General features: G+C 65.9%; 21 protein-coding genes and 1 pseudogene. 9 read left to right on the top strand and 13 right to left on the bottom strand.

Annotated features, from left to right (window positions below; all coding sequences use genetic code 11):
- Positions 1 to 6: 6 nt before the first annotated feature.
- Together AWC07_RS15270 and AWC07_RS15265 are read left to right on the top strand one after the other, a co-directional pair.
- Positions 7 to 801, top strand: a complete 795-nt coding sequence (locus tag AWC07_RS15270; protein ID WP_036416939.1) for a spirocyclase AveC family protein — start codon at positions 7 to 9, stop codon at positions 799 to 801.
- Complete coding sequence (locus AWC07_RS15265; protein ID WP_036416942.1) at positions 802 to 2004, top strand: cytochrome P450; 1203 nt, start codon at positions 802 to 804, stop codon at positions 2002 to 2004.
- Between the two features lie 86 nt (positions 2005 to 2090).
- Here AWC07_RS15265 and AWC07_RS15260 read toward each other — a convergent pair whose 3' ends face one another.
- Positions 2091 to 3224, bottom strand: coding sequence for a cellulase family glycosylhydrolase (locus AWC07_RS15260; RefSeq protein ID WP_036416944.1), 1134 nt, complete (start codon positions 3222 to 3224; stop codon positions 2091 to 2093).
- A gap of 117 nt (positions 3225 to 3341) precedes the next feature.
- A complete protein-coding gene (locus AWC07_RS15255) occupies positions 3342 to 3809 on the bottom strand; it encodes a winged helix-turn-helix transcriptional regulator (RefSeq protein ID WP_036416946.1) in 468 nt (155 codons plus the stop codon).
- A 79-nt stretch (positions 3810 to 3888) separates the two neighbouring features.
- On the opposite strand from AWC07_RS15255, the gene AWC07_RS15250 reads away from it, so the two are divergent.
- The 4 genes from AWC07_RS15250 to AWC07_RS15235 all read left to right on the top strand — a co-directional run bounded on the left by AWC07_RS15250 (position 3889) and on the right by AWC07_RS15235 (position 8590).
- Positions 3889 to 5028: an acyl-CoA dehydrogenase family protein gene (locus AWC07_RS15250; protein ID WP_036416948.1), complete on the top strand. Its 1140-nt coding sequence runs from the start codon at positions 3889 to 3891 to the stop codon at positions 5026 to 5028.
- A 91-nt stretch (positions 5029 to 5119) separates the two neighbouring features.
- The gene (locus tag AWC07_RS15245; RefSeq protein WP_208622424.1) at positions 5120 to 5908 is read left to right on the top strand and encodes a DUF5995 family protein; all 789 of its coding nucleotides are present in this window, start codon (positions 5120 to 5122) and stop codon (positions 5906 to 5908) included.
- 78 nt (positions 5909 to 5986) lie between these two features.
- Positions 5987 to 7015, top strand: a complete 1029-nt coding sequence (locus AWC07_RS15240; protein ID WP_084293656.1) for an IS3 family transposase — start codon at positions 5987 to 5989, stop codon at positions 7013 to 7015.
- A 159-nt stretch (positions 7016 to 7174) separates the two neighbouring features.
- Positions 7175 to 8590, top strand: a complete 1416-nt coding sequence (locus tag AWC07_RS15235; RefSeq protein ID WP_084293657.1) for a cytochrome P450 — start codon at positions 7175 to 7177, stop codon at positions 8588 to 8590.
- A 239-nt stretch (positions 8591 to 8829) separates the two neighbouring features.
- On the opposite strand, the gene AWC07_RS15230 is transcribed toward AWC07_RS15235, so the two are convergent.
- The gene (locus AWC07_RS15230; RefSeq protein WP_051508149.1) at positions 8830 to 9504 is read right to left on the bottom strand and encodes a lycopene cyclase domain-containing protein; all 675 of its coding nucleotides are present in this window, start codon (positions 9502 to 9504) and stop codon (positions 8830 to 8832) included.
- Positions 9505 to 9783: 279 nt separating this feature from the next.
- Here AWC07_RS15230 and AWC07_RS15225 point away from each other — a divergent pair, with 279 nt between their 5' ends.
- The gene (locus tag AWC07_RS15225; RefSeq protein WP_036416951.1) at positions 9784 to 10686 is read left to right on the top strand and encodes a DUF808 domain-containing protein; all 903 of its coding nucleotides are present in this window, start codon (positions 9784 to 9786) and stop codon (positions 10684 to 10686) included.
- Here the strand turns inward: AWC07_RS15225 and AWC07_RS15220 are convergent.
- From AWC07_RS15220 to AWC07_RS15190, 7 genes and pseudogenes are all read right to left on the bottom strand, one after another.
- A pseudogene (locus AWC07_RS15220) lies at positions 10683 to 11334 on the bottom strand (SDR family NAD(P)-dependent oxidoreductase). The gene AWC07_RS15225 and the pseudogene AWC07_RS15220 overlap by 4 nt on opposite strands.
- Positions 11335 to 11355: 21 nt before the next feature.
- Positions 11356 to 12051, bottom strand: a complete 696-nt coding sequence (locus AWC07_RS15215) for a TetR family transcriptional regulator (RefSeq protein WP_084293659.1) — start codon at positions 12049 to 12051, stop codon at positions 11356 to 11358.
- 51 nt (positions 12052 to 12102) lie between these two features.
- The gene (locus tag AWC07_RS15210) at positions 12103 to 12735 is read right to left on the bottom strand and encodes a DUF732 domain-containing protein (RefSeq protein ID WP_244187595.1); all 633 of its coding nucleotides are present in this window, start codon (positions 12733 to 12735) and stop codon (positions 12103 to 12105) included.
- Positions 12736 to 12774: 39 nt separating this feature from the next.
- Complete coding sequence (locus tag AWC07_RS15205) at positions 12775 to 14475, bottom strand: patatin-like phospholipase family protein (RefSeq protein WP_036416962.1); 1701 nt, start codon at positions 14473 to 14475, stop codon at positions 12775 to 12777.
- Positions 14476 to 14512: 37 nt separating this feature from the next.
- Positions 14513 to 15400, bottom strand: a complete 888-nt coding sequence (locus AWC07_RS15200) for an Rv3090 family protease (RefSeq protein ID WP_036416965.1) — start codon at positions 15398 to 15400, stop codon at positions 14513 to 14515.
- Between the two features lie 51 nt (positions 15401 to 15451).
- Positions 15452 to 16882 carry a protein adenylyltransferase SelO gene (locus AWC07_RS15195; RefSeq protein WP_208622425.1) on the bottom strand — a complete coding sequence of 477 codons (1431 nt, stop codon included), beginning with the start codon at positions 16880 to 16882 and terminating at the stop codon, positions 15452 to 15454.
- Between the two features lie 57 nt (positions 16883 to 16939).
- Positions 16940 to 17527: a TetR/AcrR family transcriptional regulator gene (locus AWC07_RS15190; protein WP_036416970.1), complete on the bottom strand. Its 588-nt coding sequence runs from the start codon at positions 17525 to 17527 to the stop codon at positions 16940 to 16942.
- A gap of 92 nt (positions 17528 to 17619) precedes the next feature.
- Here AWC07_RS15190 and AWC07_RS15185 point away from each other — a divergent pair, with 92 nt between their 5' ends.
- Both AWC07_RS15185 and AWC07_RS15180 read left to right on the top strand, forming a co-directional pair.
- The gene (locus AWC07_RS15185; protein WP_036416972.1) at positions 17620 to 18477 is read left to right on the top strand and encodes an oxidoreductase; all 858 of its coding nucleotides are present in this window, start codon (positions 17620 to 17622) and stop codon (positions 18475 to 18477) included.
- Between the two features lie 150 nt (positions 18478 to 18627).
- Positions 18628 to 19455, top strand: a complete 828-nt coding sequence (locus AWC07_RS15180; protein WP_036416974.1) for an LLM class F420-dependent oxidoreductase — start codon at positions 18628 to 18630, stop codon at positions 19453 to 19455.
- 300 nt (positions 19456 to 19755) lie between these two features.
- On the opposite strand, the gene AWC07_RS15170 is transcribed toward AWC07_RS15180, so the two are convergent.
- The 3 genes from AWC07_RS15170 to AWC07_RS15160 are packed head-to-tail and all read right to left on the bottom strand — an operon-like array spanning position 19756 to position 23283.
- Positions 19756 to 21576, bottom strand: coding sequence for a sulfatase-like hydrolase/transferase (locus AWC07_RS15170; RefSeq protein ID WP_036416978.1), 1821 nt, complete (start codon positions 21574 to 21576; stop codon positions 19756 to 19758).
- On the bottom strand, positions 21569 to 22045 hold the full coding sequence (locus AWC07_RS15165; RefSeq protein ID WP_051508150.1) for an SRPBCC family protein: 477 nt from the start codon (positions 22043 to 22045) through the stop codon (positions 21569 to 21571). The genes AWC07_RS15170 and AWC07_RS15165 overlap by 8 nt, the downstream gene beginning before the upstream one ends.
- Positions 22046 to 22092: 47 nt before the next feature.
- A complete protein-coding gene (locus AWC07_RS15160) occupies positions 22093 to 23283 on the bottom strand; it encodes a cytochrome P450 (protein WP_036416980.1) in 1191 nt (396 codons plus the stop codon).
- Positions 23284 to 23293: the final 10 nt, after the last annotated feature.

Below are 23293 nucleotides of genomic sequence, written 5' to 3'. Positions count from 1 at the left end.
CTCACGATGAGTAGCCAGTTGACGCCGTTGCTGACAGCGGCCGTCGTCTTCGGCTGGGGTAGCGGCATCGTGTTCACCGCGACGGGCGTGTATCTGAGTTTTCGCCGCCGTCGCCTGCACCCGTTGCTGCTGCTGTGCATCTCGGCGATCTCGTTTTCGTGGATCGAGGCGCCCTACGACTGGGCGATGTACGCGCAGTTCCCGCCCGCCCTACCGCGGGTGCCGTCGTGGTGGCCGTTGAACATGACATGGGGTGGGCTGCCCTCGTCCGTGCCGGTCGGCTACATCGGCTACTTCGTGCTGCCCGCGGTGATCGGCGCGCCGCTGGGGCGACGGTTGAGCGCGCGGTTCGGCTGGTGCCGGCCGATCACGCTGCTGATTGTCGGGCTCGTGGTCGGCTTCTGCTGGGCCTTCGTCTTCAACGCGTTCGTCGGGGCCCGGCTCGGCGTCTTCCATTACGGCTACGTGATTCCCGGCCTGGCGATCTTCGAGGGCAGCAAGCATCAGTACCCGGTCTACGACTCCCTGGCATTGGGCGTGCAGATGATGGTCTTCACCTACCTGCTCGGCCGCACGGATTTCGAGGGACGAAACGTCATCGAGATGTGGGCCGACAAGCGGTCGACGGGCCGGCTGCAGTCGGCAGTGCTGTCCGTCGTTGCCGTCGTCGTCATCGGAAACCTGCTCTACGGGGCGGTCTTTGCGCCCCACCTCGTCACCAAGCTGGGCGGGTGGGTGACCGCTGGGCCGACGGAGCAGCTATTCCCCGGCGTACCGAACCAACCCCGGCAGGGCGGATGAGTGGCCATCCGAGAGGAGCTTTACTACGACCCGTTCGACTTCGACATCGACGACGATCCGTATCCGGTGTGGAAGCGGATGCGGGCAGAGGCCCCACTGTATTTCAACGACAAGTACAACTTCTATGCGCTGAGCCGCTACGACGACGTGGCTGCGGCGCTGCATGATTGGCAGACCTATCGGTCGGGACGGGGCACCACGGCCGACATCTTGTTCAGCGGCATCGACGTTCCGCCGGGAATTCTGCTGTTCGAGGATCCGCCGCTGCACGATCTGCACCGGCGCTTGTTGTCGCGGGTTTTCACCCCCCGGCGGATGCTGGCCGTCGACGGGCTGGTGCGTGAATTCTGTTGTCGCGCATTGGATCCGCTTCGTGATTCGGACGGGTTCGATTTCGTCGCCGATCTGGGGGCGGTCATGCCGATGCGCACCATCGGCTACCTGCTGGGCATTCCCGCGGAGGCGCAACGGCTGATCCGTGACCGCAACGACAACAATCTTGCGGTTGGACCGCGACAAGCGGGGGTCAGCCCGACGATCTTCGAGGATTCGATGGCGATGTTCGCCGAGTACATCGAGTGGCGGGCGATGCATCCCTCAGACGACCTGATGACAGATCTGCTCAACGCGGAAGTCGACGAGCCAGACGGATCCCGGCGACGCCTCGAACGCAACGAAGTCTTGGCCTACACCGCGATGATCGCCGGCGCCGGCAACGAAACCACCACGCGGCTCATCGGTTTCATGGGCCAACTTCTCGGCGAGCACCCCGACCAACGACGCGAACTCGTCGCGGATCCGCACCTGATCGACTCGGCGGTCGAGGAGACCCTGCGCTACGAGCCGCCGTCGCCGGTGCAGGCGCGCTACGTCGCTCGCAACGTCGAGCTGTACGGGCACACCGTGACCCAGGGCTCCTACATGCTGTTGCTCAACGGTTCGGCGAATCGGGACGAGAAGAGATTCAGCGAACCGGATCGCTACGACATCCGCCGCAAGGGTGGCCATTTGAGCTTCGGGCAGGGACTGCATTTCTGCCTCGGCTCAGCCTTGGCGCGGCTCGAGGCCCGGGTCGCATTCGAAGAGGTCCTCAAGCGATGGACGGACTGGGAGGTCGACTACGACAACGCCAGCAGGGCACGGACCTCCAGTGTGCGGGGCTGGGCGCGACTGCCCGTCAAGACCGTTGGGGCCAAGCCCTGATCAATACGAAGCGCGTCAGCGAATCATAACGGCCGGAGGCACCTCGACATCTTGCTTTCTCGCCCTGTCGGTGATGCGGCGCAGCGCTATTCCTGCTGGACACCGGTCAGCTTGCGAATCGTTTGGAGTTCGCCGTCCTGATAGGCCCGCCCGTCCGGGCGCAGCAGATCGCTGAACCACACCTTCGGTGGCCTGGGGTACGGGTGATCCCACGAGTCCCACGGCAGGTACGTCTGGGTCTTTCCGGCGACCAAACCCCAGTTGAATGCTCCAACGTTGTGCCGCTTGGCAATTGGCAGAATTCCCTCGACGGTGCTGCCGCGGGTGCGAGCCAGGTATTCGGTGCAGACGACCGGGCGCCCCAGCGGGGTAAGTTCGGCGATCCGGGCCTCGAAGTCGGCCGGCGCGGCGTAGCTGTGGAACGTGATCACGTCCGAGTTGTCCAGTTGGATGCCGCTGATTGTGCTGCGTTGCCCAGGATCGGCCCAGCTTCCTTGCCAGACGCCGCTGGTCAACGGCTGCGCAGGATCGACTGCCCGCGCCCACCGGAAGACCTGGGGCAGCAAGTCGGCGACCAGCGCCAGCTTGTCGTTGCGCTCCACCTTGCGATACACGCGCGCGGGATTGTCGGGTTCGTTCCACAGGTCCCAACCCAAAACCCGGTCGTCATTGCGGAACTGGCCCACGACTCCGGTGACATAGTCCTGAAGAACGCTGCGGTAGTGGGGGTCACCGAGGTGTTCGGCACCCGGGCTTTGTACCCAACCGGAGTTGTGCACCCCGGGCCTGGGCGGTCGCTGACGGCCCGGCCTGGGGAACGGGTCCCAGCAGGAGTCGAACAAGACGAAAAGTGGCTTGATCCCGTGGCGCGCGGCGATGGCGACGAACTGCGCGAGACGCCCTTGGAAGTCTTGCCGCTCCTGGGCCCACAGTTGGTCGTGCAGAAAGACCCGCACGGTGTTGAACCCGAGTGACCGCGCCGCGGCGAGTTCGCCGGCGATGCGGCGCGGGTCATAGGTGCCCGGCTGGAACATCTCGAGCTGGTTGATCGCGGTCGACGTGATGTAGTTGGCGCCGACGAGCCACCCTTGCGCCTGATACCAGCCGTTGGCGCGCTCGGCCGGCCACCGGCCCGGTTCGGCACCGGCGCATGGCGCTTTGGCCAGCGCCGGGCCCGCTGCCAGCAGCAGCGGCAGCTTCAGCACGGTTCGACGGCGCACGGACCGACCATAATTTCGCCGGGTGAGGTGTATAGCGTTGTTGAGCAACGTGTTTGGGTTGCTTATCAATTCGCAATAGGTTGAGGCCGAGATTGTTATTTCCGGCCGGCGAAGTCGCTAGCCCTGGTCGCGAAATCCCGGGCCGGCTTCGGGTGTCACATTGCGCGCGGTGATCTCGTCGCCGCAACGCACGCAGACCAGGCGCGGATCGACCAACTCGCCGCACGTGTGATGGCGCAGCACGATCGGCGCCCCGTCGGGGCTCGGCAAGTGCTCGTCCCCCCACCGCATCAGGACGACGATCGCCGCGAAGAGTTCGCGGCCGGCGTCGGTGAGCCGGTACTCGTGACGCTCAGGGTCCCGCGAGTACGGAACGCGTTCGAGCAGGCCGGCCACGACGAGCATCCGTAGCCGCGACGACAGGGTGGGCCGCGGAATATTGAGATTGCGCGCGAACTGGCCAAAGCGCTGCACGCCGAAGAACGCCTCACGCAGGATGAGCAGTGTCCAGCGCTCACCGACCAATTCGAGCGCCCGCCCGACCGACTCCCCGTCGAAGCGGTGGGTCAGATCGGCGGCACCCATAGTTCAATAACTTTACCCGGTTCAACTACTGAACCGACGAGAGTACGTTGGTTGAACCGTCACCGCTACAGGAGCCCCAATGCATGAGCCGAACCTGACCGACACCGACACCGTGAGCGTCGCCGAAAAGATCGCCCTCACGGCTCGCGAGTTCTCGACGCAGATCGACCACGATCGCCGACTGCCCGACGAGCTGGTGGCCAGCCTAAATGAGGCCGGCCTGCTGCGGGCCACCATGCCGCACGAGGTTGCGGCGCTGGAGCTGGCGCCCGGACCGGCGCTGCGGTGCGCCGAAGCGATTGCCCGCGGTGACGCCTCTTCGGGATGGTGCGTATCGATCGCGATCACCAGCGCCCTGCTGGTCGCCTACCTGCCGGCGTCCAGCCGCGAGGAGATGTTCGGCGGCGGACGGGGTGTCGCGGCCGGGGTATGGGCGCCGCGGGGCACCGCGAAGTCCGTGGATGGCGGTGTCGTGGTGTCCGGGCGCTGGCCGTTCTGCAGCGGGATCAGCCACGCGGACATGATGTTCGCCGGTTGCTTCGTCGACGATCGGCGGGTGCCCTCCGTGGTCGCGTTGCCCAAAGACGACCTGCGGGTCCTCGACACTTGGCACACCCTGGGCCTGCGCGGCACCGGCAGCCACGACAGCGTCGCCGACGAGGTTTTCGTGCCCGCCGACCGGGTGTTCTCGGTGTTCGACGGACCTGTCGTGGATCGGCCGCTGTATCGCTTTCCGGTGTTCGGGTTCTTTGCGCTGTCGATCGGCGCAGCCGCGTTGGGCAACGCACGCGCCGCGATCGACGACTTCGTCGAGCTGGCCGGCGGGAAGAAGGGGCTGGGCTCCACCCGCACCCTGGCCGAACGCCCGGCGACCCAAGCGGCAGTGGCGGCGGCCGAGTCGGCGCTGGGCGCAGCCCGCGCGCTGTACTACCAGGCGATCGACGCCGCCTGGCAGGCCAGCCACGATACCGATCCGGTGCCGGTGGCATTGCGCAACCGGCTACGGTTGGCGGCCACGCACGCGGTGCGGACCTCGGCCGACGTGGTGCGCAACATGTACGACCTGGCCGGGGGGAGCGCCATCTATGACAGCTCGCCGCTGCAGCGCCGGTTCCGGGACGCATTCACCGCCACCGCGCACTTCCAGGTGAACGAGGCCTCGCGCGAGCTGCCCGGCCGCGTCCTGCTCGACCAGCCCAGCGACGTGTCGATGCTGTGACCCGGGTTGCGGCGAACCGGGGACAGCGCCGCGCCGGCGGACGATACTCAGCGGCATGGTCACGACGCCGCCTCCGCCGCGTCTGCTCGACGTGTCCACGATCGACGACGTCATCGACGGGATTCAATCGATCATCGAATGGTCGATCGAGACGGCCAGCGCGGTCGGTTACTTCGCGCTTGTGTACCAGCGGGCAACCATCGCGGTTCGCGATGCCATCAACCAGGAGATGTTCGACGACGGGCCGCGGATGACCCGTTTCGGCGTCGCCTTCGCTCGCCGGTACTTCGAGGCCCTGTACAGCCGATTCGACGGCACCGGCCGAGAGCCGACCCGCGTGTGGCAGGTCGCCTTTGACGTGAACGCCAGCGATAGCCCAATCATCTTGCAGCACATACTGACCGCGATGACCGCGCACGACACGTTCGACCTCGGGATCGCCGCCGCGGCGACGGCCGGTGACTCGTTGGCGCCGCTGCAGAATGACTTCGACGTTGTCAATGCCATTCTCGCAAGTCAGGTCTCCGGAGTGCTCGATGCCATCGGTCAGGTTTCACCGGTCATGGCCGGTATCCGTAAATTGTTGGGCAGCAAGGACATCAGCTTCGTTGGGGCAGAACTGAAACGCTCTCGTGACCTCGCCTGGACAGTTGCGGGAGACCTTATCGGCGTGCCAGAGCCCAACCGCGCCAAGATTATTGATCGTTATGACGTCTTGGTTGCCGCGGAGATTGAAAAATACCTGAACCCGCCGTGGGCGATATCGAAAATGGTCAGGACGATCGCCAAGGGCGAAAGCGCCGACGTCGCCCGAAACCTGACCATGCTCAGCCGGATGGCGCCGAGGAGCGGCCCCGTCCCGCGCCTGACTTCGCAGTAGCGAAATACTCTTGGGGTTGACCCCTGATCGTGGACACCTGACTGGTGGGACTGCTGGTCTCGCGGGAAGGATGTCCGTTTGTCGGGCAAGCGTCGTAAGTACACCCCGGAGTTTCTGGAGCAGGCTGCCCGCCTGGTGATTGAGACCGGCCGTCCCGTGGCTCACGTGGCGGCCGAGATTGGTGTTGGTGAAGCAGTGCCGGGGCGTTGGGTACGCCTGCAACGCCAAGTGGCCGAAGCTGGCGATAGTGGCGCGGTGCTAGATGCTGATGAGCGCGCCGACTTGGAGCGCCTGCGCAAAGAGAACACCGAATTACGTTTGGACCGTGAATTTTTGAAAAAGCCGCGGCCTTCTTCGTCTAAGCGGATGTGCGAGTGCCTGGAGGTGTCGCGCTCGGGGTACTACAAGTGGCGCAAATCCCGCGACAGAGGGCCGACGCTGGCCCAGCGGCGCCGCGCCGAGCTGGATGCCAGGTCGCGAGGTTTCACGCGGCCTCCGACGGTGTCTATGGTGCCCCGCGTATCCTGGCCGATCTGGGCGATGACGGTGAGCGGGTGTCGCGCAAAGACGGTGGCCTGGCTGCGCCGGCAAGGTTTGGCCGGGATCTGTCCGCGTCGCTTCGCGCCGGCCACCACGGTGGTCGACCTGGCTGCTGCGGTGCCTAAAGGTCTGGTCAAGCGTCGTTTCGACACCGGGATCCTCAACCGGGTGTGGACCTTGGATATCACCTATCCGGGCACGGGTGAGGGCTGGCTTTATCTGTGCGCCGTCCGAGACGGCTGCTCACGGCGGGTAATCGGTTGGGCCATCGACGATTACTTGCACACTGATCTGGTCCAGGCGGCCGTGCAGATGGCTGTGGCGATGCGCGGCGAACGGGCCGAACAGGTCGTGCTGCACGCAGAGCGCGGCTGCCAATACACCTCAGTGCAGCTCGCGCGGTTCGCCCGCGAGCACAACCTGGCCTACTCACTCAGACCGCACAAGCCGCCTGACCCTGGGTCCGCCAAACGGGGTCAAGCCCCTACTTCCCGTGAAATAATCCGGGGACGATGTCGTTCAGTGCGCTCAGGCGGCCAGAGCCAAAGCCGCTGGCGTCAAACCTGAATCGCTCAACACGGCACCGATGGTGGAGTCCCGTGCAGCGACCCTTGAAGAGGAAACAGCCGAACTGTTGAAGCTGGCAAAGTGGTGGCCGGCAGCATGCGCATCGACCGAACACACCACGCAATCCGACGCCGACAACACGAAAGTGAACCCGTAAGTATGACTCTCGCCACCGCCGCGCCTATCCCGCATCCTCGGTATCGGCTGCCTTTCCTCGGTGATCTCCTCACGATCGACTTCGCTAAGCCAATTCAGGGACTGACCGCCGAGTTCGGCAAGCTCGGCAGCGGGATAGTCGAGGAACGCCTATTCAACTTTTCGATCATCGCGCTCGCCGACACAGCCCTGATCGATGAGGTCAACGACGAAACCCTTTGGGAAAAGCACACCGGACGCTTGCTAGGCAAACTACGCACGCTCGCCGGCGACGGGCTGTTCACCGCCTACAACCACGAACCAAACTGGCAAAAAGCCCACAACATCCTGGTGCCGGCCTTCGCAAGAACAGCCATGACGCGTTATCACGACACCATGACCGCCACCGTGCGTGAACTCGTTGACGCCTGGAACGCCGCCAGCACCGACCAATCTTGGATCGACATCCCCACCGAAACCAACCGACTCACCATCGAAATCATCGGCCGAGCGGGACTGGGTCACAAATTCACTAAGCTCACCGAGCCCAATGACAACCCGTTCATCGAAGCTGTCCAACGCCAACTCCGCTACGCCAACCGACGAACCGACTCCATACCCTTCTACGACAACGTCTTCGGGTACAAGCGTAAACGCCAACACGAGGCCGATAAGGCCTACATCCGCCGCTGGGTCACCGAAGTCATCGAATCTCGCCGGCACAACCAAACACCAGCGACCCACAACGACATCCTCGACATTATGCAGCACAGCGCCGACCCGGACACTGGCGAGCATCTCGATACCGACAACATCATCAACCAGATCATCACATTGCTGGTGGCCGGCAGTGAAACGTCGGCTAACACTATCGCCTTTGCACTGCATTACCTTTCGACTAACACGGGCATCGCTGCTGCGGCACGCGCCGAGATCGATCAGCGCTGGCCCGGCCGCGACTTCCCCGACATATCATTCGAAGATGTCGCCAAGTTGCGGTACCTGCTTCGCGTCGTCGACGAAGCCCTGCGGCTGTGGCCAGTAGCGCCAGCATATTTCCGGCAAGCTAAGAAAGACACTGCGCTCGGAAACGGCAAATACCCGTTCCGCAAAGGAGAATGGGTGGTGGTCATGCTCACCGCCGCCCACCGCGCTAATGTCTGGGGCCATGACGCTGACGAATTCATCCCAGACCGATTCCTGCCCGAGAACCTGCGTAAACTGCCACCACACATATACAAACCGTTCGGAACTGGCGCCCGTGCTTGCATCGGCCGCCAATTCGCCCTTCACGAAATGCTTGTGACTCTCGCGGTGATATTGCATCAATACGACCTCCAACCAAAACCCGGCTACCAACTGCAGGTCCGTGACGCCATCGCGCAAAGACCCGAAGGTCTACAGTTGCGCCTCCACCGTCGGCTCCTGACCGGAAGTTAACAGTCCGCGTCTGCCTGTTGGCCAAGGTGGACGTGGATCGCCGGCAGGTGTGGGCGGCGACGACTGCCCAACGATCACCGCGTCGCCAACCCGGGGGGTCCCCATTGAAATCGGACAAATGAGCGAGACCCACTACCCGATGACCTCCGGGACGCGATCACTCAAATCCGCGTCAAACTTGAACACTTAATTGAGCCAACTAGGGCAGTAGCATCAGATACCGACGTGGCGCGATCAGGCTACTTATAGTTAGCGAAATACTCTGCGACACCGGAATACATGAACCCGTAGGACAGCGCGAACAGCAACTCCTCCACCGGCACTCCTACGACCATTACCCCGGAGAGAGCGGGGAGGTTCCACACCCGCGACAGATAATCCGGATAGACCGCAGTGAACGTCACGAAACAGCCGAAATACAGCCCCATGAATAGAAATCCGGCCGCGCAGATCATCGGTATCCGGGCAGGCCAGCACGCGCAAGTCGCGGTAACCCCGGCCGACAGCGCGATGATCGTGATGTAGATCGGATTCACATTCGTCGTCGCGACGAGAGCAACAAACACCGGTATAGGGATTACCAGGGCAACAATCTGGACTGGACGCCCCCAGCGCGGTTGCCGCAGACTTTTCCGGCTTCTGGCGCGCAGCCCCGTGTAGATGGCGGCGATCATGCCGCCTGCGGCGAATGAGAACGCAACGCTTTCGATGTCCACGCCGAGTCTGTCGTTCAAATCGAACAGACTTGGCGGATTCCAGTAGGCGGACAAAAAGAGTGGCTCTGCAAGTCCGGTGAGGGCGGTGATCCCACTCACGCGCAGCATCGTCATCCGGCGGCCGGAATCCGCCCGGATCCAGAAAGCAAGCCAGATCAGCATCAACCCCGCGACACCGATCAGATAGGCGCAGTTCACCAGCCAATTCGCTCTCTCGCTGTTCGGCCCGCCTTATCGTCGATTCTCTTGGTGGACCCTCGACGACCGCAAAGCGACGAACTCGCTCATGCTAACCAGCGCGCGACCACCTGCGGGCAGCGTTCGCCAACCGCGCTTGTTTTCGCAGTACGATGCCCGAGACGACGGAATTCATGACCACCGAACCGCGCGGCGTGGTGCACTGGACTCCGGGCTCAGCCCGGTGATCGGCTACTAGCCCAGGCAAACGGTAACCTCGGTCGCCATGGGGGAGACGCGATGAGCGCGGGGCTGTTCGGCCTCCTGGATGATGTCGCGGCCCTGGCCCGGCTGGCCGCGGCCAGCGGCCGCGCGACCGTCAAGGCGGCCGGGGTGGTGGTCGACGACACCGCGGTCACGCCGCAATACGTGCATGGGATCGCTGCCGAGCGCGAATTGCCGATCATCAAACGCATCGCCATCGGATCGCTGCGTAACAAGCTGCTGATCATCCTGCCCGTCGCGATGTTGTTGAGTCAGTTCGCGCCGTGGCTGCTGATGCCGGTCTTGATGCTGGGCGCCACCTACCTCTGCTATGAAGGCGCCGAGAAAGCGTGGAGCAGCATCCGCGGTCATGGGTACGACGCGGCGCCGGCCACCGAACGCGAGGTGGTGAACGGGGCAGTCCGGACCGACCTGATCCTGTCCGCGGAGATTATGGTGATCGCCCTCAACGAGGTGGCCAGCCAGGCGTTCATGCCCCGGCTGGTCATCCTCATCGTCGTTGGCCTGATCATCACCGTCGTGGTGTACGGCGTCGTCGGCGCCATCGTCAAGATGGACGACGTGGGCCTGCGGCTTGCCGATACCGGATCCCGGTTCGGGCGGCGGGTCGGCCGAGCGCTGGTCGCCGGGATGCCGAAGCTGCTCTCAGCGCTCGCGTTGGTCGGGACGGCGGCCATGCTATGGGTGGGCGGCCACATCCTGTTGATGGGCAGCGACCGGGTCGGCTGGCACCTGCCCTACGACCTGGTGCACCACGTGGAGGGGCAGGTGCGTCACGGGGCGGGACCCGTTGGCGCGGTGCTGGGCTGGCTGGTCGACACCGGGGTGTCCGCCGTCATCGGACTGGCCGTCGGCGCCGTCGTTGCGGTGTTGGTACATGCGCTGCCGTTTCGGCGCGGCGGTCGCGCCGCCGGTTAGATGAAGTCCGAGCCGCCGTCGACGTTGACCGTTGCGCCGGTGACATAGCCGTTGCGCCGGGACACCAGGTAAGCGGTGAGGGAAGCGACCTCGTCGGGCAGGCCGGCGCGACCCAGATCGCACGGTTGGTGAAAGTGCTTGTCAATCCACGCCATAACGTCATAGGGGTTGGCGGCATCGAGGCCGTCGGCGGCCAAGACGTCGTTGAGCTGTTCGGTGAAGCTGGCCGTCACGATGGTTCCCGGGCACACGCAGTTCACCAAAATGCCGTCCTTAGCAAGGCTTTTCGACAAGTTCTTGGTGACGCTGGCCAGCGCCGCCTTTGATGCGGTGTAGGCGACCAGGCGTGGACTCTGCCGCTGAATAGAGTGCGCGGACAGCGTCACGATGCGAGCAGTCGGCGGCGCGCAGCAACGGCAACGCGGCCCGGATCGAACGCACGCCGGACATGGTGCCCAGCGTGAAGGCCGCATCCCAGGCCGCATCGTCCGTCTCTTCGAAATATCCGTGGCCCGGCCCGATGGTGTGCACCAGGCAATTCAGCTGCCCCCAGCGCTCGGAGACGGCGGCGAAGGCATCGGTGACGGCGCCCCATACCCTTGCTCCGCCGGTGACGACAGCCTTCGATCCGGTGAAGCCGAGGTCCATCGCACCTTCTTAGCAGGCGGCTTAACAGTCGGCGCCAACAACTTCGGCGATGGTGTCCGCCGCCACGCCCAGCCCACGCAGGCAGAACCGAACGGTGCGCTGGCGAACGCCATCGCGTTGACCATCACCCGATGCCCACTGCTGCTCGGTGCTCGCCCATACCACGCCCTGGATGGATTGCGCCTCGCTCACCGGATGAATATCGCGGAACACCTCCTGCTGCAAGCCCAGATGGAGCTGTTCGACAAGGGGCTCAAGGGTTTCGGCGTACGCCGGCGCGACCAGCTCCGGGGTGTTGAGCATATGTGATTGGGCATCGACGGCCAGATGGCGCAGATCGGCCTTCACGTTCTCGTCGAAGGCCAGATCGAGCCGCGCGTCGATCCAGGCCGTGACCGCCTGGACCGGGTTGCTGGCTTGGGCCATATAGGTTCTCAGCCGCGTTGCTTCGACTTGGGCCACTTCCAGGAAAACCGCCGCAACCAGTTGGTCTTTGGATTCGAAATGCCGGTAGAAGGCGCGCGTGCTCAGCTGTGCACGGTCCAGGACCGTGGCGATGTTGAGTCCCCGTACCCCATGCTCGCGCACCGACATTGACGCGGCCACCAGGATGGCGCGCCGAATGCCGGGATCCGGAGCCAGCTTGTGGCGGCGCCGCGTCAGCCGGCCGTTGAGGTTTACCGGCTCGCGGGAGTTCCGGCTCCTCGGATCCGTCATAGATCCGTAGATACCCACGGCGTGGTCCGCGAACACCCGGACGTTGGCGCGTTACGGACAATAGGTGCGCATCGAAATAGCCACGTAATCTTCGGCGTTGCTGCTCAGCGCCGGATTGCTGGCCCGAAACGCCGCCACTATCTGGTCCACCGTCATGCCTCGACGGAAGTTCATGCAGACCAGCTTGCCGTTGTAGACCGCCGCATCGGGATTGGCGAACGTGATGCCGCGGTCGTTGAGGGCCCTAATATAGCTGCTGTCCTGCTCCGGGGTCGAGGCGATGGTCGTGGGGGCCGGCGCAGACGTTCCTGTCGAAGCGGCCGTCGTCCCTTGAGGCGACGGCTCGGCACCTGGGTGAGGGGACTTGGCCGTGGTCAGCGCCCAACCGGCGACGACGATGAGCGTCGCGACGCCGAGGCCGAGCAGCAGGAGTGCCGCGGCGCGGCCCCACGTCGTGCCCCAGGACTGGACGGCCGGTGCGATCGCAGCGTCCGGGCGGCCCTCGTAGTCGTTGTCGCGGTAGTCGTCTCGGCCGTCGCCGTGGTAGTCCTGGCTATCCTCGGGGGCCTCATTGCGCGACCACGCCGTATGAACCGCGTCGGTAGGCGCCGAATTCGGCACGGCGGCAGTCTCGCCGCCATCGAGTGCGGCGGTTTCCTCGGAAGCCGGGACCGGCTCGGCCATGAGGGCCATGGTAGCCACCCGCGGGATTCACCGGCGGCCTCACGTCAGGTGGCGGTTTCGCCAGCGTGCCCAGCGTCCGGTCGGCGATTGAATCGCGGCCAGCACCGAGCTCATCGACGAGGCCACCGACTTCGCGCGTGCCGCGGGCTCGGCGACCGGCGGGCCGCCGCCTTCCCACCACGTCGGCTGCAACAGCGCGGTGGTCACCGGAATGGCCTCTTCGACGCTGTCGCGGCCCCATTCGCACGCGCGGTCGATGGCGGCGACGGAGGGCGCCAGGTTGATCGGCGACAGCGTCGGCTGGAACTTGACGAGGTGATCGAGATAGGGCAGGTTGCGCACCATCTGCAACTGGATCGCCTGGGTGATCGGCGCCAGCCACATGTGCCGCGAATCCCATTGCGGATGAAAGCAATCGAAGGCCAGATAGCACGCATTGCGGGTGCCGAGCTTGCCGTCGCGCACCCGCTTCCAGGCCAGTTCGACGGGCACATTGCTGGCCGCGCCGCCGTCGACGAGCGCCGCGATGTCCTTCTCGGCGCAGAGCTCGTCGAGGATTCCGATCATGCGATGGTCGCGGCTTTCGTGGTGCAGCACGCCGGGGATGGCCGACGAGAACGACGCGGCGTCGACGACGTCGAAGTCACGGTCCGAGTCGTCGCCGCTGATCACGATGGGCTTGACCACCCGCAGGTCGATGAAGGCCGACACCTGCCACATCCGGGCCGCTACCAGCGGTCCGATGCCGATCGGGCGGAACGGAAGCGACCGCATCTGCAGCGCCGCCAATTCCGGACGGCGAAACCGTGACGGCAGCGCCGCATAGGGCTGCCGTCGCACCCCGGCGACCACGATGTCGAACGGAATGGCCAAGTCCGACATCCGCATTCGCACGCCGTCTTCCCGGCTGAGCAGGGCCAGGGCGAACTGGTCGAAGCGCAGCGCGAAGACCCCGGCCAGGCCGTGCCGGCGGCGCAGCCGCTCGGGTCCGAGAATGGCCCGGTACGACACCGTCTTGGCCCACTCCACGTACTCTTCGATCGGCACCGGCAGGGATCGGGCCACCAGGCTGCCGATGATGGAGCCGAACGACGAGCCGATCATGTAGTCGGGCAGTTGGCCGGCCTCCAGCAGCCGCTGCAGTCCGCCGATGTAGACGAAGCCCGCCCCGCCGCCGCCGCCGAGGATCGTGACCAGCTTCTTGTAGCCGACCTCGGAATCCAGCTCGGCGGGGGAGAAGTCGTTGCCGTGGCGCTCGATCAGCACCCGTCGCTGATCGTCCTGGTCGGCGGCCAGGCCCTGTAGCGCCTCGCGTGCCGTTTTCAACGCCGTGACCGGATCCGCCTCTTCGCGCAGCGGTCCGTACAGCGCGTCGGTGACCCTAGAGCGCCACGGCGCCACTTCGGCGCCGACCGAAACGTCGCCGCGCCCCCGGCTGCCGCCCGGGCCGGCGGCACCCGGCTCGAAGTCGGCGAGCCTGGCGAAATTGAGGATGTAGCGCAACCTGCGCAGTTCCTCGTCGCTCAACACGTCCGGGTTGGCGACGTGCTGGCGGATCAGCCGGTTCTCCATCTTCTGCAGCAGCAGGGCCGGCTCTGCCGAGGGCAGGTCGACGGTGTCGGGTACCGCCTCGGCCGCCTCACCGTCGAAGGCCTCGTGTTCGAACTCCTCGATGAAGTCGAACTCGGCGTCGCGGCGGCCGAAGCGGCCGCGCACGGCGTCGGCGAACGGAATGTCCATGGGCACCAACCCTCTCATGTCGATCAGGTGGGGTCGGCTAGCGTCCGGGCACGGAAACCGTGGGCAGTGCCGAGCTGCCCGGCCAGCAACCCAGCGGGCTGATCCCCTTGTTGATGGCGGCCGTAATGCAGTTCTGCACCACGACATTGGGGTCATTGCTGATCGAGCGGGACAGGATCTCGTTGGCCTTGGCCTGGGCCTCGGCGGTCCGCTGAGCCTCGACCGCGATCGAGGTCTGGGCGCGTTGCTGGTTGAGCTGGTTGATCTTGTCCTCGGTGCCCTGGTCGTACTGGATGGTGGGCACGTTGACGTCGAAGATGTCGACCTGGCCGCTGACATCCTGGCGCATGATGTCGGCGGCGCGCTTGGCGAGCTTCGGCAGCGGGGAGACGTCGAGGTTCTGCGGGTCCAGCGGATTGAAGGCGGCGAAAACCTCGTTGAGGGCGACCGACAGATTCCGCTCGATCAGGTTGACCCGCACGTTGTCGAAGGTCTTGTACTGCTGGAACAGTTCCGGGGCGGCGGGCTGCTTGAGCTGCCAGCGGATGCTGACGTCGGCCAGGGCGGTGGACTGATTACCCAACCGCACCATGATCCGCTGGTCGTTGTTGCCCTCTTTGACGTACTTGTCGATCTGCACCGCGCCGTCCATCTGGTGGGTCATCTGCCATGGCCACTTGCCGTGGAAGCCGTTGTTCAGGCTGACTCCGTTGGGGCGTCCGAAGGCGGTGACGATGGCGATTTGGCGGGTTCCGACGATGGTGAAGCAACCCAGCAGGAAAAACAGCACCGCCGCGGCCAGGGCGCCGATGGTCACCGTCTTACCGCGGGCACGGGCTTTGTCGCCGGCGGAGAACACCCATAGCAATAGCGCGACTCCGGCCACGATCAAACCCATGGTGAACAGCACGATCTGCCACGTCATCCCTTAGCTCCTTCTGCTGGTGGTGTGGTTCAGCAGGTTACGGGTATGAGCTCAAGTGCCGCAGAAGGTTCGGTAGGCGCCGAAATCCTGCGGCGCGGGACTTGCGTAGCGCTGCAGGCCCGGCCGTTCGGCATAAGGGTGTGTGACGGCGTCGAGGAGCCGTTCGACGGGACCGAGATCGCCGTCCGTCGCCGCCGTCAGTGCCTCCTCGACGAGGTGATTGCGGGGGATGTAGATCGGGTTGACGCGGTCCATCAGCTCGGCGTCCGGTCCCAGGGCCTGCCAGCGCGACAGCCAGCCGTCGAACCTGGCGAGGTCGACGAACAGTCCGCGCACCGGCTCGCCGTCGCCGCGAGCGGCTCGGCCGAGGTGACGGAAGAACGAGGTGTAGTCGACGCGGCTTTCCTGCAGCAGCGGCAGCAACTCGTCGACCAGCGTGGGGGCGGCTGTGCTCAAACCCAGCTTGGCTTGCATCCCCGACGACCACACCGCGTCATAGCGGGCGCGGAACACCCCGAACGCCTGCTCGGCGAGCGCGATCGCCTCCTGGGAGTCCTCGGCGAGCAGCGGCAGCAGCGCCTCGGCGAAGCGGGCGAGGTTCCAGCCCGCGATCCCCGGCTGATTGCCGTAGGCATAGCGGCCCCAGTGGTCGATCGAACTGAACACCGTCTCGGGATCGTAGGCCTCCATGAACGCGCACGGCCCGTAGTCGATGGTTTCGCCGGAGATGGTCATGTTGTCGGTGTTCATCACCCCGTGGACGAACCCGACCAGCATCCATTGGGCGATCAGCGACGCCTGCGCCGCAACCACCGCTTCGAACAGGGCCAGATAAGGGCGCTCGGCGTCCGCGGCGGCGGGGTGGTGGCGGGCGATCGCATGGTCAGCCAGCCGCCGCAATAGGCCGAGGTCGCCGGTGAATGCCGCGTACTGGAAGCTGCCGACGCGCAGGTGGCTGCTGGCGACACGCACCAACAGGGCACCGGGCAGCACGGTCTCGCGCTGTACCGGGCGACCGGTACCCACGACCGCCAGGGACCGCGTCGTCGGGATGCCCAGGGCGTGCATCGCCTCGCTGACGACGTATTCGCGCAGCATCGGGCCGACGACCGCCCAGCCGTCGCCGGCGCGGGCGAACGGGGTGGGCCCGGAGCCCTTCAGATGGATGTCGCGCAGCCGACCGTCGGCGCTGGCGAGCTCACCCAACAGCAGCGCCCGCCCGTCGCCCAACCGCGGGACGTAGCCGCCGAACTGATGGCCGGCATAGGCCTGCGCCACCGCGGCCGCGCCGTCCGGCAGCAGGGTGCCGACCAGGAACCGCACCCCTTCGGGGCTGCGCAGCCAGCCGGCGTCGAGGTCAAGCTCGCCGCTTAGCGGCTCGTTGAGCACGAGCAGCCGCGCGTCCGGCGGCGCATCGGCTTGCCAGCGGACCGCCAGTTCCGGTAACGCGCGGAAGAAGCGGTCCTGCAGCGCGATTGTCATATCCGGTGCAACGCTCACCTGATCCAGACTACGGAGCTGCGGCTTCCGGCCCGCGCGTTATGAGGCGAGCGCTTGGTCGATCAGCGTCTCAGCTGCGGCGCGGGCCTGCTCCCACGTCGATGCGTCGTTGAGCGAGGTAGCCAGCGCGGCCGCACCTTCGTAGAGAACGGCGAGTTGATTGCCCAGTGAGCGTGGGTCGCCGGCGCCCGCCTCCCGGGACAGCTCGGTGAGCCCATCGATGAAATTCTGCTTGGCTGCCCGGACTATTCTCTGAACTCCTGGCATCGCTCCTGCTGCCTCTACGGCGGCGTTGTGAAAGGGACAGCCCCGCAGCGGTGCTGTTCCGGCACGGGGACTGTCGAACAACGCCAGTAGTCGGTTTCGCGGCGTCTGCTCTGCGGCCTTGCCGCTGACCCGCAGCGGCTTGGCGGCAACGTCTTCAATGCTGCGCAGGTACTCTTCGACCACCGCTGACTTGCTCGGAAAGTGTTGGTACAGAGTCCGTTTGGACACCGACGATGCGTTGGCCAGGCGTTCGACGCCGGTGGCGTTGATGCCTTCCCGGTAGAACAACTCGGCAGCCGCGTCCAGGATGCGCTGACGTGCGCCACGGCCGCCCCTGCGTGTCGCGTGCTGCGTAGCCATGGGCACAAGTATACCGAACGGTTTACATCTCGCACCATGCGGTGTAGCGTTGCGTAGGCAAAAGTACACCAGTCGGTTTACTAGGAGTGGAGATGAACGGACGATCGCCAGTGGTATTGGTTACCGGCGTTTCCTCGGGAATCGGCCTCGCCGTGGCGAACGCTTTCGCGGCGAAAGGCTTTGAGGTCTTCGGCACCAGTCGCAACCCGAGTAGAACGCAACCAACGCCCGGGGTGGAATTGGTGCAGTTGGACGTCACCGACGCCGCGTCGGTCAGCACGGCCGTCGCTTCGGTGATTCGGCGGGCCGGTCGGATCGACATCCTGGTCAACAATGCCGGCATGGGCATCATCGGCGCCGCGGAGGAGAGCTCGGTTGCCCAGGCGCAGCAGCTCTTCGACACCAACTTCTTCGGCATGGCGCGAATGACTCGTGAGGTGCTGCCGTATCTGCGCGCGCAGGGCGGCGGCCGCATCATCAACATCGGCTCGGTGTTGGGTTTGTTGCCTGCGCCCTACGCCGCGATCTACTCGGCGTCGAAGCATGCCGTCGAGGGCTACTCGGAGTCCCTGGATCATGAAACCCGGGAATTCGGTGTGCGGGTGTCAGTCGTCGAACCCGGTTTCACCAAGACCTCGTTCGGCGCCAATGCGGTCGATGCCGATTCACTGATCGACGGTTACGTGACCGCTCGCGAGAACGCCCGACGCGTCATCGCCGAGGGAGTGCACCACGGGGACGATCCCGCGGTGGTGGCTCGGGTCGTGCTCAAGGCGGCGACCAGCCGAAGGCCGAAAGTGCGCTATCCGGCCGGCAGCCTGGCGCACGGACTGTCGCTGCTGCGCAAGTTCGCCCCTGAAGCGCTGATGGACAAGGGAATTCGTAAAGCAAACAAGCTGACGTCGAAACCGAAACTGGTCGCCAACCGGTTGCCCAGCGCAGTGGGGTAGCTAAGTACCTCATCCGCGCCGGCCACCCGCACGCGCGGCGCCCGAGGCTGTCGCTGGTCGCGCCCGGACATCGGTACTACGCTCGGCCGGTGGCCGCATCGCTTCGCCCACCGGCCGAAGGCCATCGCGTATAAGACGATAGGAGCAAGCATGCGCTTCGGTGTCTTGACGTTTGTTACCGACGAGGGCATTGGCCCGGCGCAGCTGGGGACGGCCCTGGAACAGCGCGGATTCGAGTCGCTGTTTCTCGCCGAACACACCCATATCCCGGTCGACACGCGCAGCCCCTACCCGGCCGGTGGGCCCATTCCGCACAAGTACTACCGGACATTGGATCCGTTCGTGGCGTTGGCGGCGGCGGCGGTTGCCACCGAGACGCTGGTGTTGGGTACTGGCATCGCGCTGGTCCCGGAGCGCGATCCGATCCTGACGGCCAAAGAGGTTGCCTCGCTGGACCTGGTGTCGCAGGGCCGGTTTCGGTTCGGCGTCGGCGTGGGCTGGCTGCGCGAAGAAGTGGCCAACCACGGTGTCGATCCCGCGGTTCGCGGACGCGTGACCGACGAGCGGCTGCGCGCCATGATCGAGATCTGGACGCAGGAGCAAGCCGAATTCCACGGGAAATACGTCGATTTCGACCCGATCTACTGCTGGCCGAAGCCGGTGACCAAGCCCTGCCCGCCGCTCTATATCGGCGGTGGGCCGGCTAGCTTCACCCGGATCGCCGAGCTGAAAGCCGGATGGATCGCGATCAGCCCATCACCGGAGCAACTGTCGCGTCCACTCGAGCGACTGCGCGCCCTGGCCGGCAGCGACGTACCGGTAACCGTCTGCCACTGGGGCGACGCGACGGCAACGGATCTCGAGGGATACCGGCCGCTGGGGGTCGAGCGCGTCTTGCTGGACCTGCCCACCGAGCCCTACGACCGGACGCTTCGATACCTGGACAAGCTCGCGACCGAGCTCGGCCAGCTGGCGTGATCGGCGGTCACGGCCGCTGTCACAGCCCGACGATGACCATGATGACGCCGACCACGACGGCCGCCGCGAGCGCGGCAGCTCGTGCCACTGGGCGCTGCGGCGGTTAGAGTCGGGCGTGGCTCTCCACCTGACCGCCGACCTTGCGGCGAACTATCAGCGCTTCATCGACCGGGTGCGCGCGACCCGAGAAGTCTGGGTGCTGCTAAGCCCCGACCTACGGGGAGCGTGGGTGCACTCGAATGACTACGTGACCGAAGACGACGAGCCGGTCTGCGTACATCTGGTCTACTCCACAGCGGCCTATGCGCGCCGGCACGCGACGCGCCCCAGCACTCGACGTACCACGCCGCCGGACGGGTCGGCCGGCGGCTGACGCTTGGCATACGGCCACGGCTGATTGCGCTCGGGCACCGACACCGCCCGTTGCTGCTTGAGCTGCATCCGCAGATGTTGGCGCAGCCTGTGCAGGTCGGGGTCGGTCCATCGGTTGTCGGCCTCGATGGGGTCGGTGGTCAGGTCGTAGAGCTCCCACTGGTCGTCGACCGGGTCGGTGCGGTACGCCTCGCCGCCGATGCCGTTGCCGGCCAGGTGACGCACGCCCGGTTCGGTCCAGGTGGCCGGGTCGTCGAAGGTGCGCACCAACTTCCACAGATGCCCGGCACCACCCACGGCGTCGGAGTCGTCGACGCGCACCACCAGCCCCTCGAAGTTGGAGGCCACGTGCGCGGGCACCTTGATCCGCAGCGGCGCGGGCGGATTCACGGTTCGGCCCAGTTGCCGGGCAAACGCCGACGCGCCGGTGTCGCCTTCGAGCACGTTGTCACGCGTCATCACGTACACGGCCCGGGACTCGTCAGCGGGTCCCCCGTCGACCACCGGCATCAGGTTGCGGCCGGGCAGCGGGTGTACTTCGGTGAACGACTCGGCGAGTTGCGCGGCCGCGACGTCGACGTCGACGCCCGCCGCGCCGAGCAGCGTGGGCAGCAGGTCGACGTGCGATGTCGGCGCCGAAACGGTGCGCGCCGTGGTCGCGTTGGCGCCGAGGCGGGCGATGACGAACGGCACCCGAGTGGCCTCGTCGTACAAGTTGAACCACTTCTGGTGCAGTCCGCCGTGAGCGCCCAGCAGGTCGCCGTGATCGGCGGTGCGCACCAGAACGGCGTTGTCCGAGCCGCCCTCGGTGACTGCTCGGCGCACTCGGTCGATCGGCCCGTCGACCTCGGCGTGCAGCCGGTAGTAGAGGTCGCGGTAGCGCTGCGCGTTGCGTCCGTAGTTGCGTTTGACCACCCGCGCCGGACCGTAACCGGAGTAATAGGCCTCCCGGAACGCGATCTGGGCGGCCGGCTTTGGCCGCAGATCTTCGTCGGCGGTGGGCGCGGGGGGCACCGGCGGCGGATCTAGCGGGGACGGCTTGAGCGGATTGCGTCGCACCCACGCCGGGAACAGCACGATGTCGTGCGGGTTGACGAAGCTGGCCACCAGCAGGAACGGGCGCAGCGCCGCGGCGTCACCGGCGCGCCGCCGCGCGTAGCGGTCGTTGAGCCAGGCGACCACCCGATCGGCGATCAGCGGGTCGCGGCGCAGACCGCAATCGGACATGCCGGCCCCGTGCGGCTCGGGGCCAACCCAGCCGGAGAAACCGTAAGGGCCCAGCGGGTCGGCGTCGAGGTAGCGCTGCACCGCGGCCGGGTCGACGACGCCGTCGTCATCGTTGGTGGCCAATGATCCACCCGTCGCCGGGTCGTGCAGGTCGGCGTGCGAGATGTGCCACTTGCCGTCGTAGTGGGTGTCGTAACCGGCCGCGCGGAACCAGTTGCCCAGGGTGGGCACCTCGCCGGTGCGTAGCCAGCGCAGCCGTGAGTCGTCGAATCGTTTGCCGATGCCGTCGGTCTGGGTGACCCCGTGCAGGTCGGGGTAGTGACCGGTGAACATCGTCGGCCGGCTCGGCACACAGGCCAGCGAGCCGGTGTAGTGCCGCGTGAAACTCACCCCGTGCTCGTCGAACCAGCGGCGCCCGGTCAGGGTGCGCTGCCGCCAGGCCAGGACGTCGGCCGACTCGTAGGGCGGTACCGCGCGCTCCTCGTCGGTCATCACGATGACGATGTCGGGGCGATCAGACATGGGTGTTCTCCAATCGGTGTGCCAGCCCGGCGAGCATCGCCTCGGACTGTTTGGCCAGGACGCGCAGCGCGACCCATTCCGCCATCCGCGCCGGCTTGCCGTCGCCGACCTCGACCGTGCTGGTCAAGCTCACCACCGTGGCGGCGCCCCTCGGGCCGCTGGGCCGCAGCGTCCAGCAGTTGGCGACCTTGCGTAACCGCGGCGGCAGGCCCTCGATGTCGTAGGCCAGCGTCGTAGGTGGCTCGAACTCAGTGATGCGTTCCACCAGCGCGTTGCTGCCCACCTGCACCCGGCGGGTGGTGCCCACCGGCCCGCCGCCCGGGCCGTGGTTCAACACACACGAATGGTCGACCCCGCCGGCCCACGAACTCAGGGCGCCGAAGTCGGCCAGGATGTCCCAAATCGCCTGCGGCTCGGCCGTTATGGTCCGGCTGCGACTGATGCCTGCCACTCCGCCATCCAACACCATCGCGGGCCGGGGTTCATGCGGTTGCCCCAGACCCGGCTCAGGCGGGCTCAGGGTAGGACGATCCGCAGTCGCTCCCAGCCGCGAACGGTGGAGGTCGGTGCGAGCTTGAGGCTGCGGTAGTCGATGTCCCATTCGGGCCACCGGTTGAGCAATTCGTCGAGGGCGACCCTGCCCTCCAGCCGTGCCAGGTTCGCGCCGAGGCAGTAGTGCACGCCTTTGCCGAAGGTGAGGTGCGAGATGTTGTCGCGGTGGATGTCGAACGTGTCGGGATCCCGGTAGCGCAACGGGTCTCGGTTGGCGGCCCCGAAGAGCAGCAGTACGGCGCTGTGGGCGGGCACCGTGGTGCCGTAACACTCGAACTCGCGCAGGGTATAGCGCGCGACATGGGGTCCGGTGGGCTCGTAGCGCAACGTCTCGTCGACCGTGCGCGTCAATAGCGAACGGTCCCGCGCGACTTCGCGGCGCTGGTCGGGATGCTCGGCGAGCACCTTGGCCAGCCAGCCGATCAGCCGTCCGGTGGTTTCGTTGCCGGCCCCGGCGACGACTTGGGTGTAGTGCAGCACCTCGTTGCGGGTGAGCTTTCTGGTGACGCCGTTTTCGTCTTCGAATTCGACGTTGAGCAGCGCGGTCATCAGGTCGTCGGAGGGGTTCTCGGCGCGCCAGTCGACGTAGTCGGCGTAGATGCGGCCGTCGGCGATCGCGTCGCGATCGGCCACCTTCATCGGCGTACCGGGTTTGGTTCGCAGGTTGGCGTCGTTGGCGTCCCGCACGCTGATCTGGTCGCCTTCGGGGATGCCCAGCAGCATGCCGATGACGCGCATCGGCATCATCGAGGCGAGCTCGGCGATGATGTCGAAGCCGTCGGAGCCGACCAGCGGATCCAGGCAACGCACGCAGTACGCCCGGATCTGGTCTTCGAGCGCGGCCATCCGGCGGGGCGTGAAGACCCGCGACATGACCCCGCGCAACCTGGTGTGTGCGGGCGGGTCCTCGAACATCATCACGCCGGCGGGCATGTCGAACCTGGATTGGATCAGCTCGAGGATGTCGCTGCGGCTGTTGGAGAACGTCTCCCAATCCGCCAGCGCCTTCTCGACGTCGGCATGTCGCGACAGTGCCCAGAAGTTGTGGCGCTCGTTGTAATAGATCGGCGCTTCGTCGCGCAGGCGGGCGTAGGTGGGGTAGGGGTCGGCGGCGATGTTGACGTCGTAGGGGTCGTAGTAGAGCTTGGTTCTCATGTGCTGGTCC

Origin of the sequence: Mycobacterium gastri, assembly GCF_002102175.1 — a bacterium.
Lineage (GTDB): Bacteria > Actinomycetota > Actinomycetes > Mycobacteriales > Mycobacteriaceae > Mycobacterium > Mycobacterium gastri.
Note: the sequence above shows the minus strand (reverse complement) of the source record. Positions and strands in the feature narration are given on the sequence as shown.

Excerpts from the sequence above, each read along its gene's own strand:
- AWC07_RS15255 (WP_036416946.1), bottom strand. The coding sequence starts at position 3,809 with ATGGGTGCCGCCGATCTGACCCACCGCTTCGACGGGGAGTCGGTCGGG.
- AWC07_RS15210 (WP_244187595.1), bottom strand. The coding sequence starts at position 12,735 with ATGGCCGAGCCGGTCCCGGCTTCCGAGGAAACCGCCGCACTCGATGGC.
- AWC07_RS15190 (WP_036416970.1), bottom strand. The coding sequence starts at position 17,527 with ATGGCTACGCAGCACGCGACACGCAGGGGCGGCCGTGGCGCACGTCAG.
- AWC07_RS15200 (WP_036416965.1), bottom strand. The coding sequence starts at position 15,400 with ATGACGTGGCAGATCGTGCTGTTCACCATGGGTTTGATCGTGGCCGGA.
- AWC07_RS15215 (WP_084293659.1), bottom strand. The coding sequence starts at position 12,051 with ATGACGGATCCGAGGAGCCGGAACTCCCGCGAGCCGGTAAACCTCAAC.
- AWC07_RS15235 (WP_084293657.1), top strand. The coding sequence starts at position 7,175 with ATGACTCTCGCCACCGCCGCGCCTATCCCGCATCCTCGGTATCGGCTG.
- AWC07_RS15160 (WP_036416980.1), bottom strand. The coding sequence starts at position 23,283 with ATGAGAACCAAGCTCTACTACGACCCCTACGACGTCAACATCGCCGCC.
- AWC07_RS15165 (WP_051508150.1), bottom strand. The coding sequence starts at position 22,045 with ATGGTGTTGGATGGCGGAGTGGCAGGCATCAGTCGCAGCCGGACCATA.
- AWC07_RS15250 (WP_036416948.1), top strand. The coding sequence starts at position 3,889 with ATGCATGAGCCGAACCTGACCGACACCGACACCGTGAGCGTCGCCGAA.
- AWC07_RS15270 (WP_036416939.1), top strand. The coding sequence starts at position 7 with ATGAGTAGCCAGTTGACGCCGTTGCTGACAGCGGCCGTCGTCTTCGGC.
- AWC07_RS15225 (WP_036416951.1), top strand. The coding sequence starts at position 9,784 with ATGAGCGCGGGGCTGTTCGGCCTCCTGGATGATGTCGCGGCCCTGGCC.
- AWC07_RS15180 (WP_036416974.1), top strand. The coding sequence starts at position 18,628 with ATGCGCTTCGGTGTCTTGACGTTTGTTACCGACGAGGGCATTGGCCCG.
- AWC07_RS15195 (WP_208622425.1), bottom strand. The coding sequence starts at position 16,882 with ATGACAATCGCGCTGCAGGACCGCTTCTTCCGCGCGTTACCGGAACTG.
- AWC07_RS15185 (WP_036416972.1), top strand. The coding sequence starts at position 17,620 with ATGAACGGACGATCGCCAGTGGTATTGGTTACCGGCGTTTCCTCGGGA.
- AWC07_RS15170 (WP_036416978.1), bottom strand. The coding sequence starts at position 21,576 with ATGTCTGATCGCCCCGACATCGTCATCGTGATGACCGACGAGGAGCGC.
- AWC07_RS15205 (WP_036416962.1), bottom strand. The coding sequence starts at position 14,475 with ATGGACATTCCGTTCGCCGACGCCGTGCGCGGCCGCTTCGGCCGCCGC.